This is a genomic window from Streptomyces sp. NPDC031426, assembly GCF_055581585.1.
On sequence record NZ_JBVIJE010000043.1, the window covers coordinates 1 to 12,168 of the forward strand.

Consider the following 12,168-nt stretch of genomic DNA (forward strand, 5'->3'; position numbering starts at 1 on the left):
CGAGTACGAGGAAGCCTTCTGGCAGAGCCAGGAGCAAACCCCGCAGTCCGCCTGAAACAAGATCACCGGACTCTACGAAACTCGGGGCAGCTCAGCTGGTTGTCGCAAGGGTCCCGTGTCCCCGATCGGCTACCGGGCAGCTGCAAAGGGAGGCAGGCGAGCAGCCCAGAATCATCGCCAACTCCTCAAGTCTGGCGAAAGCCAGCAGCGCAGCAGTTATCGCGACCGACCAGCAAAGCAGTCAGGTTGCAAGGAGGGAGTCGTCCTCGACCCGGGCACCGGGCAGCCGATGCCGGGCGGCGATGAGAGCGGCGTCGATATCGCTGGTACCAGTCGACACACACAGCGTGTAAGCAATGTCGTCCATCCGCCGCCGCACCTCCTCATGCCCCTCTTCCGCATGCAGGACACGCAGCGTCTCGTACTGCTCAATCAGGTTCTTCAACACGGCCGGGTGCGCCATGAGCATCACAAGCCTCCCTTGCAGCCACCATTCGCATTCGTCTTACACCGACTCATGTGCCCCGCCCTCCGGACACCATTCCCACGCTGTCCAACCACGCGCAGCACAGACGACTTCGCCTCACGCGGTCAAGAAACGCTTGGCAACGTGCACCTCAACCGCCGCCGTCACCCCTGCCAGACGTCGGCCACCGAAGGAGCCAGTGCGCCGGCCTGGGCGTGGCCCGCGCGGGCGGCAGCCGACCGGCGTGTGTCATCCGCCATGTTGCGGCCCATCATGCGGCGCGCAGCAAGGTCCGGGGACAGCAGGACGACGTGCGTGCCGTCGTCGGACAGTTCCGCGGCTTGCTGCGAGGCGCTCGGATGCGGCCCAACCGCCTGGGGAATCGGCACTACCGCCAGCACCCGGCGATACCCGCGTGCGAGCTGGAGGTTGGCGGTCGAACGACTGCCGCCATCTATCCATCGTCGGCCCGCTACGGTAACCGGCGGCCATACGACCGGTACGGCGCAGCTCGCCGCGACCGCTTCGAGGAGTGTCACTCCGGAGTGTGAGTCGAACACCTCAAGTTGTCCGGTCTGCGCGTCGATCGCGGTGATCCGCAGCTCTCGCTCGGGCCAGTCGTGGACGTCGCCCAGGAGTGCGTCGACCGTATCGAAGACGTCCGACTCCGGGCCGGTCCGGGTGTGTAGCGCTGCCCGGGCGAGGCGTTCGATGGACCGCTGGGGATCGCGGGAGCCGAGTGCTGCCCAGAGGAAGCGTGCTGTCTGGCGCGCTGTCACCGGCAGCCGGACCGCGTCTGCGCCGGAGAGCTGGCGTTCGTACAGTTCTGCGGCCGGGACTCCGGACAGGAGCCGGGATCCGAAGACGGCACCCGCAGACGTGCCGATCACGACGTCGGCGCTGCTGAGATCGATCCCAGCCTCGGTGAGCCCGGCGAGCACCCCGGTCAACCAGGCCCCGCCCACCGGTCCGCCGCCGCCGAGTACGAGTGCGATATCAGACACGCTTCCCCCTCCCCATGAACGACCGCGGACGTCCCGTCCACGGAAAACAAAACGGGGAGTGGTCCCCGCTTGCTCGGCTGACGGTAGCATCCATACCGGGGAGCGCTCCCCGGTATGGGAGTGAGATGAGGGACAACACGATGGGCGACCGTTCGCCGGTAGGGCGCCGCGATGCGCTGCGCAACCGGAAGCTGCTGACGGACAAGGCCCGCGAGGTCTTCGCCGAACAGGGCTTGGACGCCCCGCTTGATGAAATTGCTCGGCGGGCGGGCGTGGGCAACGCGACCCTCTATCGCCATTTCCCGACCCGTGCCGCGCTCGTCGATGAGGTCTTCCGGAACGCGCTCACTGAGACCACAGCGGCGGGCGAGCGGGCGCGAACCGCCAAAGACGCATGGACCGGACTGACGCAGTACCTACGAACAGTGTTCGCAGGCCTGGCCGCAGACCGCGGCACCAACGACCTCATGACCACGAACCTGGAAGGCGTCACCTCCCTGGAGGCAATCCACGCCCACAACCGCACAACCATCGACGTGCTGCTCCGGCGCGGTCAGGAGCAGGGCACCATTCGCCCGGACCTCACCACCGAGGACCTGCTCTTCACCCTGGCAGCACTAGGCCGGGCTGTTCCCGCGCTCACCACGGTCGCCCCCGATGCCTGGCTCCGCCCGCTCGCCCTGCTCCTCGACGGCCTTCGCGCCCGGCCGGCCGCGCCCCCGCTGCCCACGCCGGCCCTCACTTCCGCCCAGCTCGGTAAGGTGCTGCTCAATCTTGGGCCGCACCGGCGGCGTTAACAGGCCCCTGACTCACACGGTTGCCCTGGTAAACCAGCCCCTCACCAGGAACCTCTCTGCCTCGGCATCGCGATCAGATTGGAAAAGGCTCATGGCCTTCCGCGCCGGTCCCTCCGTTCGAATCTCAGCGAATGCACCAAACGATTCATGATCACGGAATCGCGGCGGCACCGGCACGGGAACTAGGATCGGCCCCAGCGCACAGATCACGGCGCTGTGAGGGGCTGACCCCGACGGCAGCAGTCCCGAAGAAAATGGGTTGCCTTGGGGGCGGCGCCCACGTTGGCGGGGCAGCATGGCTGAACTGCGTACCGATCGCCTCGTGCTCCGTCGATGGCAAGACTCCGACCTTGAACCGTGGGCGGCAATGAATGCTGATCCCGAGGTTCGGGAGCACTTGGGCGACCTGCTCACCCGTGAACAGAGCGATGCCTCCGTGGCGCAGTTCCAGGCCGAGTTCGACCAGCGAGGCTACGGATGGTGGGCAGTTCAATTGCAGGCCACGGGCGAGTTCATCGGCTTCGCGGGCTTGGACCAGGTGGATGATGGCATGCCGTTCACGGGGGTAGAGATCGGTTGGAGACTCGCTCGCTCGGCCTGGGGCCACGGTTACGCCACCGACGCCGCCCTGGCTGGCCTGGCCTTCGGCTTCGAAACGCTTGAACTCTCCGAGATCCTTGCAGTGACGACTGCTACCAACCTCCGCTCCCAAGCAGTGATGCGCCGGATCGGCATGACCCGCGACCCGGCTGACGATTTCGACGACCCCACCGCGCCCGAAGGGCCACTGCGTCCGAACGTGCTGTACCGAATCGCGCGTGGTGTGAGGGGCTGACGCTCTCGGCTCGGTCGCTTGGTCAGGCTGCGGCAGGGAGCGGGCGTCCACCCCAGCGGATGCCCTTCTCGCTGCGGATGCGGGCGCGTTCGCGACGCTGCGCCGCGAGGACGTCAGGGTGGCGGGCGTGGTGTTGCGCCAGCGCAGGTAGGCGTGCACGGCCCGGGTCGGCGCGGGGTCGATCCCCTCGTTCTTGAGGATCTCCCAGACGGTGGAGGCGGCGACCCTGATGCCGGGGGCGGCGAGTTCGCCGTGCACCCTGCGGTAGCCCCACGACGGGTTCTCCCGGACCAGGCGCAGGATCAGGATGCGGATCGAGCGAACGGTGGGCGGGCGGCCCGGCCTCTTCGGTCGGCAGGTGCGGGCGAGGCGCTGCTGGATCAGGTCACGGTGCCCTCGCAGCACGGTGTCGGGCTGGACCAGCAACCGGAGCTGACGCAGAACCCGGCGCGGCAGCGGCACCAGCAGAGCGGCGAGGAAGGCTCGGTCTTCCGAGGCGAACTTCACCCGGTCCTCCCCGAACTGCCGCTCCAGGGCCATGATCTGGTGGCGCAGGCGAGAATCTCCGCGTCCTTGTCGCGGTCGCTCATCGGTAGCAGCCACAGCGCGCCGAACACGTTGGTGATGGTCAAGTAGGCGAGACGAAGCAACACGAGTGCTCATCCTGCCTCAGCACCGAACAAGCCCCTGAGCTGCATGGACGACATTCTCGGCAGACGCAACCCCCCGCCGCCACCGGCCCGCACCGCGCCTGCCGACCTCGCCGAGATCGTCCGCCTCCACGGCCTGGGGCCCTGGACCGAGCAAAGCTACAAGCAGGTCAAGGACGAACTCGTCCGGGCCGATTTCCAGGTCCGCTCCGAGCGCGCCGTCCGCCATCACCAGACCCTGGTCAACTGTGTCTTCTTCTGTCGGGACCAGTGGTTCTCTCCACCCGGCCCCTGGACACCACCGCGCCGGACCCGTGCCCCGACGAGGAGCCATGGTGCCGAAACTAACGAACTACCGATACCAAGCGGCCTCGGCTCCAAGCAATGTAGTGAGGAGGACTACCACATATTGAAGGGGTCCCCGGCTGCCTGCAAGTCCTGATAGCTGACGAAGCGGCATTCTCCCGTCACGCCGTGCACCGAGATGGCGGGAGCGCCGTACAGAAGGTACTTCTTATCCCCGGTCGTCAGGAATTTGACCGACTGATAACTGAAGAAGAAGAACTCTCCCTTCTGCGCCTTGTACCTGTCCTCCTGGAAAAGGGATGCCGGGTGATCCCAGCCCGCGCTCGCTTCCCGGAGGAAGTCCGCCGCCAGCTGCTCCGCCTGCTCCATCGTGTACATCAGTTGGTCCTCATCAGCTTGAATGCCTTGAATGCCATGGGGTCGACGAGTCCGGTCTGGACGTCAAGGAAAAGCACCCGACCCTGCTGGTTCACGACATTGAACACGTGCCCGGGAAGATGCGGGATGCGAGACTCTCCAGCGACGATACCCCGCGCCCCATCTCCCGCGTTTCTTATGTGGTCGACCATGTCCCAGAACTTGGTGTCCCTGAAGCTTCGACCGTACACGCCCTCCAGACGATCGAGAGATTGCGCTCCTCCCATGTCCCCTGGGACGGCCTTTATTCCCTCACCGCCCAGATATCGGTCAAATGCTTCGCCCACGAAGGTGCAGTTTTGGAGCCCGCCTTCCGGGTTGAAGTACTTCGCCAGGTGAGCGAGGTTGGACGTCTCGTACGGCTTGGGCGGCAGCAGGGTCTTCTGCGGTGCGAGGCCGAGGGGGTCGCAGGTCACCGACGGCCGGTCTACGTAGGTGGCGGGGTTGGCCGCCGGGGCCAGGCCGAGCGGGTCCAGGCTGAGGTATCGGCCGACCTCGGAGTCGTAATACCGCAGATAGTTGTAGTTCAGGCCCGTCTCGGGGTCGAAGTACTGCCCTGGGAAACGAAGCGGTGTGTAGGCATTGCTCTGCACCGACCACGACTGTTTTCCCCAGTTCGTGGCCTGGGACCGCCAGGCGATCTCTCCGGATTCGTCGATCAGTTCACAGGGAGATCCCGAGAGATCGGCCACGATGGCGAAGAACCGGGCGTCGATCTCTTCCTGCGGCGCCCCGGCCATGGTTCTGCGTTCGCTCTGCGCGACCGCTTCGGCACCGTTGAGATGCCAGGTCAGGGTCACCGAGTCAGCCGAGGAACCCCAGCTCGTCGTCTGTTCGCACAGCGAGACGCCGTGCCAGCTGAAGTCGACCTGCTCCAGGACGTCCGCACGGTTGTCGGCGACGCGCTGTTTGCTCACGCGCCGCCCGAGCGGGTCGTATTGGTAGCGCCACAGCGTACCGTCCGGGGTGACGACCTGGGTGAGCCGGTCCTCGGCGTCCCAGCTGTAGCGCCAGGTGTCCGGTTTGCGGGAGAGTCGGGTCTTCTGGCGGAGTACCACACGTCCGGCGGCGTCGTGTTCGTAGCGGATCCGGCCGGCGCGCACGATGTCGCCGCCCTGGTAGGCGCGATCGCCGCACCCCTCGTCGCCGAACTGCCGCGCGGGCCAGGCTGCCGACACCTGGTTGCCGAGCGCGTCGTAGGAGTAGGCCTCCCTCCATCCGTCGCCGTTGACCCGGGTAGTCCTGCCCGCGAGGTCCAGTTCGAACTGCCGAAGGCCGTTCAGCTGGTCCTGGATCTTCGTCAGGCTGCCGTCGGCACGGTATTCGTAGGCGCGCGCCTGGACACGTCCGAGGGGGCCGTCCACCGCCTGGGATGCCAGCCGGCCCATGGTGTCGAAGGAGCGAGAGACGGTCAGGGACTCGGCGAACCGGCGGCTGACCTCGCGTCCGACCTGGTCGTACTCCAGCGTGATGCCACGGCCGTTAGCGAGAAGCCGACGGGGGCGGCCCGTGGTGTCGAACTGCCAGACGGTCTCGGCTCCCGAGGGCGTCGTACGCCTGTCCAGTCTGCCGAACTCATCGTACCGGTAGGCCACTTCGCGGCCGTTCACGCGCTCGGAGACCAGGCGTCCGTGCCGGTCGCGCAGGAGGGTCAGGTGCGTGTGGGCGTTGTCCGCCTGGGCGATGGCGCCGGTGAAGTCGTAGGCGTACGTCGCCACCTCGCCGTCGGCGGTCTTGCGGACGATCTGTCCGAGTTCGTTGTGCTCGAAGGTGACGACCTGCCCGAGTGCGTTCGTGCGGGAGATGAGCTCACCGGCCGCATTGTAGGAGTAGCGGGTGACCCGGCCGCCGAAGTCGGTTTCGCGGGCGGGCCGCCCGACCAGGTCGTACTCGTAGGTCCAGGTCTGCCCCTGGGGGTTCGTGACCGCGGTCAGGCGGAGTTCGTTGTCGTACTGGAACTCGTACCGTGAGCCGTCGGGCTCGACACGCGCCGTCAGCAGGTCGAACTGGCCGTATTCGAAGCGGGTGACGCCGCCGATGGTGCTCGTGTGCGTGAGGCAGTTCCCCTCACCGTCGTAACTCCACGTCTCCTCGGTGCCGTCCGGGTTCAGCCGGCGCTTGAGCTGGCCTTCGACGGTCCATTCCATCCGACCCGTCGCCCCCAGCGGGTCGGTGATGGAAATGACCCGTCCGAGCGGGTCCCGCACGTAGCGCATGACGCCGCCCTGGTGGTCACGCACCTCCACGGGCAGACCGGCGGCGTCGCAGCGTATGCGGGTCACCCGGCCGAGATGATCGCGGACTTCGGACAGGTGCCCGGCCGCGTCGTAGGTGAAGAAGGTCGTACCGCCTGCCGAATCGGTCACCGAGGTCCGGTTCCCGCAGTCGTCGAACTCCTGGCGGACCGTGCTCCCGTCGGGACGCACCACCCGGGTGAGCAGGCCGCGGTCGTCGTAGGAAAACATGGTGGACCGGCCGTCCGGGCGGATGATCTGCGTGGGGTTGCCCAGGTCGTCGTACCGGTAGGACGTCGTACGGCCGACGGCGTCGGTCTCGGACAGGAGGCGGTTGAACCGGTCGCGGGTGAAGCGCCTGGTGTGTCCGGCCGGATCCACGATGGCGACGATCTGGTGCAGGTCGTTGACGAAATAGCGGCGTACGGCGCCTGCTCCGTTGACTGCTGTGGTGATGTGCAGGCCGGATTCCGGGTCCTTCTCGATGTAGGACAGCCGCAGGCTCATGTGGCCTTCGGTGCCGCCCTGTGCGATGCACCGGTTTCTCTCGTCGTAGGCGTACTCGTACGCATGCCCGTTGGTGTCCGTCCACGACGTGATGCGCAGCGCCTCATCGTAGGTGAACCTGAGTGGCTTCCCGGACGAGTTGCGGACTTCGGCCAGGTTTCCGCTGGTATAGCCGTAGCCGATCAGCGTGAGGTCGGATCCGTCATCGGCCCCGCCGACAAGGTGCAGGCCGGTGATCAGGCCCTCGGCGCTGTCGATACGCAGGCGGTATCCGGCGCTGTGGGCAATGCCCGAGGGAACTCCCGCCTCGTCGTACGCGAAGGTGATCCAGTTGCCGTTGCTGTCGTCGATCTGTACCAGCTCGGCGAGTTCGTCGTTCCGGTCGGCGAAGTGCCACACCTGCCGGGTCTGCGGGTCGGTGACGGTGTAGCCGTCCGCCTGCCGGCTCAGCGGCCAGCGGGGGCCGTGGTGCGGCAGGACGGGAAGGCCGGGCGCCGGGTGCGGGTAGAACAGCCGCATCCCGTCCTCGTGGACGAAGACGACGCCGGCGGAGGTGATGTCCAGTCGTTGGTCTATGGTGCTCGTCCACGCGGGGCCGAACCAGCGCCCGTACGTGTGGCCCGACTCCACCCGGCGCCTGAACGCGAAGGGCAGCGCACCGGGAAGCGTCACGTCCGTTTGGGACAGGTACATCGTGCCCGTGGCGAGGTTGATCGGGTCCGTGCCCGCGGACTCCACATCACCCGGAGCGTGGCTCTCGGCCGCACCCGGGATCTCGGCGGCACCGTCCGCAGCAGCAGCCTCCGCGCCGTCGGCGCCGAGCATGCCGCCCTCGGCCACGTCCGCTGCGGCCCCGGCCCCGCCCGTCCCCGCGGCCAGCGCGGCCTGGGGAACCAGCTCCCCGAAGAAGTTGGCCGGGTCCGACGAGAACGACTTCCAGCCCGACTTCAGGGCACGGTCGGGATGCGTCGCCATGGAGACGACGCCGCCGAGCAGTTGCACCTTGTTCTGCAGGAAGGCGGCCGGATGCGTCAGGTTGTAGGGGTCCAGGGGGTCGAGGCTGCGGGTGAAGTTCACGATGCCCGCCGTGCCCTTGACGACGCCACCGAGGAAATGCGCCGCGTCGATGGAGTCGGATGCCAGGACGTCCATGCCGTCCAGCTTCAGCTGCTGGACGGCCGACGGCTCCTTCGGGGCGTGCTGCAGCGCAGCCCTCAGCTTGGTCTCCGTCTCGCCGGCGATCTTGTTCCGCTGCCGCCGGGCGGCGTCGAGGATGCCCTGCGCCTCCTGCATCGCATGCTCGCCGGGGTCCTGCTCGGAAGGGCGTGGCCCGGGGTCGTCGCTGCCCTGTTCCACCTTGTGGTTGTACGAGTCGACCTGCTTGCGGTGCGCGTCGGAGGCGGACTTGCCCTGCTTGTAGAGGCGGATCGCTTCCCGCGCCTGCCCCTGGGCCCATTCGACGGTGTCGGCCAGGCCGTTCAGTGCCGTGGCCGCGTCCTGGCAGGCTGTTGCGGCCTGGAGCCACTTGGTGGGGTGCAGGGCGAACTTCTCGCGGAAGGTGTCCGCGGCCTTGCCGTTCCAGCCGTCCGAGTCGACAGCCTTCATGCCCACGCCGACCTCTTCGAAGGCCATGGCGAATACCAGCAGGTGCTTGGCCTTCTCACGGATCGTCGAGGGCTTGCCGTGGATCAGATCGGCCGGTTCGGCATCGGGCCCCAGCTGCCGTTCGGCGACGTGTGCACCGAGATAGGAGGCGACCCGGTCGCCGCCGTGCCGCACCTCCTGGGCCACGCCGTGCGCGCCGACCTTGTCGAGCGCGTCGCCGGTGAGGTCGGCTCCCTCGTCGACCACCTCTCCCGTCACCCGCTTGGCGTGGTCGTAGAGGCTCTTGCCCCCGCTCAGGAGCTCGCCGCCCAGCTTACCCAAGCCCGACATCAGTCCTGCCCCTCCTGCTTCAGGCCGAACTCCTCGTTCACCGCGGCGTTGTACTGGTCCTGGTCCATCCCGGTGAGACTCGGCGCCAGCTCCACGCCGGGAAGCTGCTCGGCGGTCGCCAGGTCACGTCCCATTCCCTTGAGCGTCTGTTCCGAGACGGCGAGACCGTCTCGGAAGGACTTCTCGCTGTAGTCCGGATGCAGCCAGCCGGGCTTGGCCAGTTGGCCCCAGCTCTCCTGGTCGATCTGCTGCTCGGAGGCGTAGGGGTTACCCGTCAGGGAGTTCAGACCGACCTTGAACGAATTCTTCACGGTCTGGTCCGTCTGGTACATCGTCCCCGCCGCGAGGCCGACCGCTGCCGCGAACGCGTTCCCCTCGTCGATCAGGGCTCTCACGCCCCATTCCCAGCGCTCGCAGAACGAGTGGAAGACGGCGCCGACGGTCTCGTCACCGATGGTCATACCGTCCATCTCCAGGTCGGTGAAACCGCGCCCCGTGCCCGACCGGCCCGCGTCGTTGACGAGCCCCAGCTTCCCCAACTCGCTGAGAGCCCTGTCGATTCCGTCGGCGATCAGGTCCAGTCCGATGACCCGCAGATCGGGAGTCCCACCCGCACTCGCCCCGCCGTCGAAACTGACCATCCTCTCCATTACCGCCCTGCCTCCCCGTCCGCACGATGGTTCGGCCCGTTCACCGCGACCGCCTCCGGCACCACTTGGGCCACCGGCGGCAGCACCAGTGCGTGTTCACCGTCGGCCGCGTTCACCAGCACGCCGCACGGCACACCCGACTCGGCCACCGCCGGTACGGCCGCGTCGAGCAGAGCGGCGCCCCACACACCCCGGTACCGCCAGGCCACTCCGTCAGCTCCTCGGGCCACCGCGTACCGTGCCAACGCCCTCTCACCGGTGAACGCCAGGATCCAGCGCACTCCGCCCATGTCCACCGTCAAGGGGACTTCCTCGGCATCCGGGCCGGGCAACGTGCCGACCGGCACCAGCACCCGTGACCGCCGGAACTCGCCCAACTCGGCAAGAAACCGGCGCCGGCGCGTCTGCGCGGCCTCCTCCTCAGGGACCGCCTCGACGCGAGGCGGGAGGGTCCCCCGGTCGGCAGGGGCGTCGACGTCCGTCGATGCGGTGGCAACCGAGGCCGCGGCGACACCGCCCTTCGGCTCCTCGGCACCGCTACGAATCACCGTTTGATCGGCGATGTCCGTCAAGCGCGATCGTGGCGGCGTCGGCACAACGCCCCTTGCGGCCACCTCGCCGGGATCGTTATGCCGCTCGGCCCGCCTCACGGCCTCAGTGTCGCGGCGAGCCCCCGACATCTCTCCTGGCTCGTCCACGATCAAGTCCCCGTCGCGGGCCACCTGTCAACCCCGTTCCATGATCAAACTTTAGCATGATCGCAAGATGTGATCACCCGTTGCAACTATCTGCCCGCCAAGGACGGTCAAAGGAATACCCAAGCCCCAAGAGCAGGTTCTCCAGGCGGGTGCTGCACACGGCCCCCGCTTGGCAATGCGGCACAGAAGCAGTCCCGGGCGACGATCCCGTCGTGACGCACCTGGAGCACGCACTTGATGAGGCACTCGGTGAGCCTGCCGACGGCCGGATCGCCAGCACCGTCCCCATGGACCACGGGGAGGACTACTCCGCCGCACACGCCTTCCACATGAAGATCAACAGTCACGAGGCTGGGCGTTCCGACCAGTTCAATCTGGAGTATGTGCTGCGCCGGGCCCGTGTCCAGCGGGCAGGCCGGCGCCTCGAGGCCCTGCGGCAGGGCACGGTCACCCTCTACCGTCACCGCCGGGCCGCGGCGCAGGACCTGCTCGCCTCCACCACCGTCTTGCGCTGGATCGAGGCGAATCTCCCCCTTGGCTCCCGCCGGTTCTGCCTGCTGGAGGCCGAGTGGTATGAAATGGGTGCGGCCAGGTGATCATGAACGGCCCCAGCTACCGGCCGAACAAGCGGCCCAAGAACCCCACCGACACCAGCCGCAAGCCTTCAACGACCAGTTAAAGCCCGTGCCTCAGTCCCTTGGCAGATAGGCATCCTGAGACCGCGGATCCCATATGACCAGGCGGTATTCCGCAGCGAGCTCCTCGACCGCCTTGAGTGCGGCGTCGCTCCTGGAGGAGAAGCTCAGGTTCATGATCACATGGTCGATACCGACCGCCAGCGGCGTCGACATCCACGGCGAGTCCTCGGGACAGGGCGGGTGGTCCGGAAACCGCGAGCGCAACCGTTCATAGAACGCGACCACCCGCTCGCCCAGCTCCCCCTCGGCGTAACTGCCGGAGGTGCACCGCTCGAACATCGCACGCGCCGCCGCGGCATCAGCTAACGCGTCCATCGCGAGAACCGCAAGATCGAAGCTCACCAGCTCATCTTCCTCCACCCCAGCAGGACGGACGGATCGCAGCCCCCTCCCCTGCCCCGCGAGGACCTGGGGAATTACGTGACCCCAACCCTGGGGACTTACGGGCTCTGGCGCTGATCTTGTGACGCTGTCGGTCAGGGTGTGAGAAGTACGCGCTTGCGGAGGAAGTCGAGATTAGCTCGTCCAAATCCTTGCCTTTTAAGTAGCTTCGTCCTTGTGGCCTGTACTTCGACCTGGCCGGAGCTCCAGGGAGTGGAGAGCCCGGCGATGACGGCGTCGATGTCGCGGCTCAGTCCGTTGATCAGGGAGTGCAGGGCGGGCAGGTCGTCGGCGAGCATGCGTTCCGTCCAGACGGGTAGTTGGTCGCCCCGTAGGTCGCGCATCATGGCGGCGAAGTCGCGGACATGGTGGGTGACAGCGTCGAGTTCGGGGCAACTGGTCCAGATCTCCTTGAGATCGGCAGCATCATCGACTGTCAGGTTTCCGGGATCGGTCATGATCCAGCGGACGATGCGGCGGGGCCGTGAAGCCGGGCGGTGCACGGGTGGTGCGGCGGTGGCGGCCTTGAACGGGCGGAGGTAGCGGCGGACGGTCTGAATACGGGAGCGGTCGGCGGGCAGGAGGTATGC

12 protein-coding genes and 3 pseudogenes are annotated in these 12,168 nt (G+C 67.3%); 5 read left to right on the top strand and 10 right to left on the bottom strand.

Annotation, left to right across the window (positions count from 1 at the left end; genetic code table 11):
- Positions 1–241 precede the first annotated feature (241 nt).
- Together ACZ5NH_RS42020 and ACZ5NH_RS42025 are read right to left on the bottom strand one after the other, a co-directional pair.
- Positions 242–469 (bottom strand): DUF5133 domain-containing protein, encoded by a 228-nt coding sequence (locus tag ACZ5NH_RS42020; RefSeq protein ID WP_468783334.1) that lies wholly within the window; start codon positions 467–469, stop codon positions 242–244.
- Positions 470–630: 161 nt separating this feature from the next.
- A complete protein-coding gene (locus ACZ5NH_RS42025; RefSeq protein ID WP_468783336.1) occupies positions 631–1,470 on the bottom strand; it encodes a patatin-like phospholipase family protein in 840 nt (279 codons plus the stop codon).
- A gap of 125 nt (positions 1,471–1,595) precedes the next feature.
- On the opposite strand from ACZ5NH_RS42025, the gene ACZ5NH_RS42030 reads away from it, so the two are divergent.
- Together ACZ5NH_RS42030 and ACZ5NH_RS42035 are read left to right on the top strand one after the other, a co-directional pair.
- Positions 1,596–2,267 (top strand): TetR/AcrR family transcriptional regulator, encoded by a 672-nt coding sequence (locus ACZ5NH_RS42030; protein WP_468783338.1) that lies wholly within the window; start codon positions 1,596–1,598, stop codon positions 2,265–2,267.
- Between the two features lie 295 nt (positions 2,268–2,562).
- Positions 2,563–3,102, top strand: coding sequence for a GNAT family N-acetyltransferase (locus ACZ5NH_RS42035; RefSeq protein WP_468783340.1), 540 nt, complete (start codon positions 2,563–2,565; stop codon positions 3,100–3,102).
- Positions 3,103–3,124: 22 nt separating this feature from the next.
- Here ACZ5NH_RS42035 and ACZ5NH_RS42040 read toward each other — a convergent pair.
- A pseudogene (locus tag ACZ5NH_RS42040) lies at positions 3,125–3,270 on the bottom strand (IS630 family transposase); the annotation flags it as partial.
- A gap of 335 nt (positions 3,271–3,605) precedes the next feature.
- A complete protein-coding gene (locus ACZ5NH_RS42045; RefSeq protein WP_468783342.1) occupies positions 3,606–3,755 on the bottom strand; it encodes a hypothetical protein in 150 nt (49 codons plus the stop codon).
- Positions 3,756–3,824: 69 nt separating this feature from the next.
- Between ACZ5NH_RS42045 and ACZ5NH_RS42050 the strand changes: the two are divergent.
- Positions 3,825–4,085: pseudogene (locus tag ACZ5NH_RS42050) on the top strand (IS701 family transposase); the annotation flags it as partial.
- Positions 4,086–4,151: 66 nt separating this feature from the next.
- Here the strand turns inward: ACZ5NH_RS42050 and ACZ5NH_RS42055 are convergent.
- Genes ACZ5NH_RS42055 through ACZ5NH_RS42070 form a run of 4 tightly spaced genes read right to left on the bottom strand, consistent with a single transcriptional unit; the run spans position 4,152 to position 10,349 of the window.
- Positions 4,152–4,436 (bottom strand): hypothetical protein, encoded by a 285-nt coding sequence (locus tag ACZ5NH_RS42055; protein ID WP_468783344.1) that lies wholly within the window; start codon positions 4,434–4,436, stop codon positions 4,152–4,154.
- Positions 4,436–9,151, bottom strand: a complete 4,716-nt coding sequence (locus ACZ5NH_RS42060; RefSeq protein ID WP_468783346.1) for a putative T7SS-secreted protein — start codon at positions 9,149–9,151, stop codon at positions 4,436–4,438. Before ACZ5NH_RS42060 ends, ACZ5NH_RS42055 begins: the two co-directional genes overlap by 1 nt.
- Positions 9,151–9,792, bottom strand: coding sequence for a hypothetical protein (locus ACZ5NH_RS42065; RefSeq protein ID WP_451551681.1), 642 nt, complete (start codon positions 9,790–9,792; stop codon positions 9,151–9,153). Before ACZ5NH_RS42065 ends, ACZ5NH_RS42060 begins: the two co-directional genes overlap by 1 nt.
- 8 nt (positions 9,793–9,800) lie before the next feature.
- Positions 9,801–10,349 carry an SseB family protein gene (locus ACZ5NH_RS42070; protein ID WP_468783348.1) on the bottom strand — a complete coding sequence of 183 codons (549 nt, stop codon included), beginning with the start codon at positions 10,347–10,349 and terminating at the stop codon, positions 9,801–9,803.
- A gap of 206 nt (positions 10,350–10,555) precedes the next feature.
- Here ACZ5NH_RS42070 and ACZ5NH_RS42075 point away from each other — a divergent pair, with 206 nt between their 5' ends.
- On the top strand, positions 10,556–11,095 hold the full coding sequence (locus ACZ5NH_RS42075) for a TIGR04141 family sporadically distributed protein (protein ID WP_468783350.1): 540 nt from the start codon (positions 10,556–10,558) through the stop codon (positions 11,093–11,095).
- Positions 11,077–11,178 (top strand): annotated as a pseudogene (locus tag ACZ5NH_RS42080) (ATP-binding protein); the annotation flags it as partial. The gene ACZ5NH_RS42075 and the pseudogene ACZ5NH_RS42080, both read left to right, overlap by 19 nt.
- A gap of 10 nt (positions 11,179–11,188) precedes the next feature.
- Here ACZ5NH_RS42080 and ACZ5NH_RS42085 read toward each other — a convergent pair.
- Positions 11,189–11,539: a hypothetical protein gene (locus ACZ5NH_RS42085; RefSeq protein WP_468783352.1), complete on the bottom strand. Its 351-nt coding sequence runs from the start codon at positions 11,537–11,539 to the stop codon at positions 11,189–11,191.
- A 134-nt stretch (positions 11,540–11,673) separates the two neighbouring features.
- Positions 11,674–12,036, bottom strand: a complete 363-nt coding sequence (locus tag ACZ5NH_RS42090) for a transposase (protein ID WP_468783354.1) — start codon at positions 12,034–12,036, stop codon at positions 11,674–11,676.
- Between the last annotated feature and the right edge of the window lie 132 nt (positions 12,037–12,168).

Bases quoted from the DNA above. Each gene is read 5' to 3' on its own strand.
- ACZ5NH_RS42020 (WP_468783334.1), bottom strand. From the start codon at position 469: ATGCTCATGGCGCACCCGGCCGTGTTGAAGAACCTGATTGAGCAGTAC.
- ACZ5NH_RS42030 (WP_468783338.1), top strand. From the start codon at position 1,596: ATGAGGGACAACACGATGGGCGACCGTTCGCCGGTAGGGCGCCGCGAT.
- ACZ5NH_RS42035 (WP_468783340.1), top strand. From the start codon at position 2,563: ATGGCTGAACTGCGTACCGATCGCCTCGTGCTCCGTCGATGGCAAGAC.
- ACZ5NH_RS42055 (WP_468783344.1), bottom strand. From the start codon at position 4,436: ATGTACACGATGGAGCAGGCGGAGCAGCTGGCGGCGGACTTCCTCCGG.
- ACZ5NH_RS42060 (WP_468783346.1), bottom strand. From the start codon at position 9,151: ATGTCGGGCTTGGGTAAGCTGGGCGGCGAGCTCCTGAGCGGGGGCAAG.
- ACZ5NH_RS42065 (WP_451551681.1), bottom strand. From the start codon at position 9,792: ATGGTCAGTTTCGACGGCGGGGCGAGTGCGGGTGGGACTCCCGATCTG.
- ACZ5NH_RS42075 (WP_468783350.1), top strand. From the start codon at position 10,556: ATGATCGCAAGATGTGATCACCCGTTGCAACTATCTGCCCGCCAAGGA.
- ACZ5NH_RS42090 (WP_468783354.1), bottom strand. From the start codon at position 12,036: ATGACCGATCCCGGAAACCTGACAGTCGATGATGCTGCCGATCTCAAG.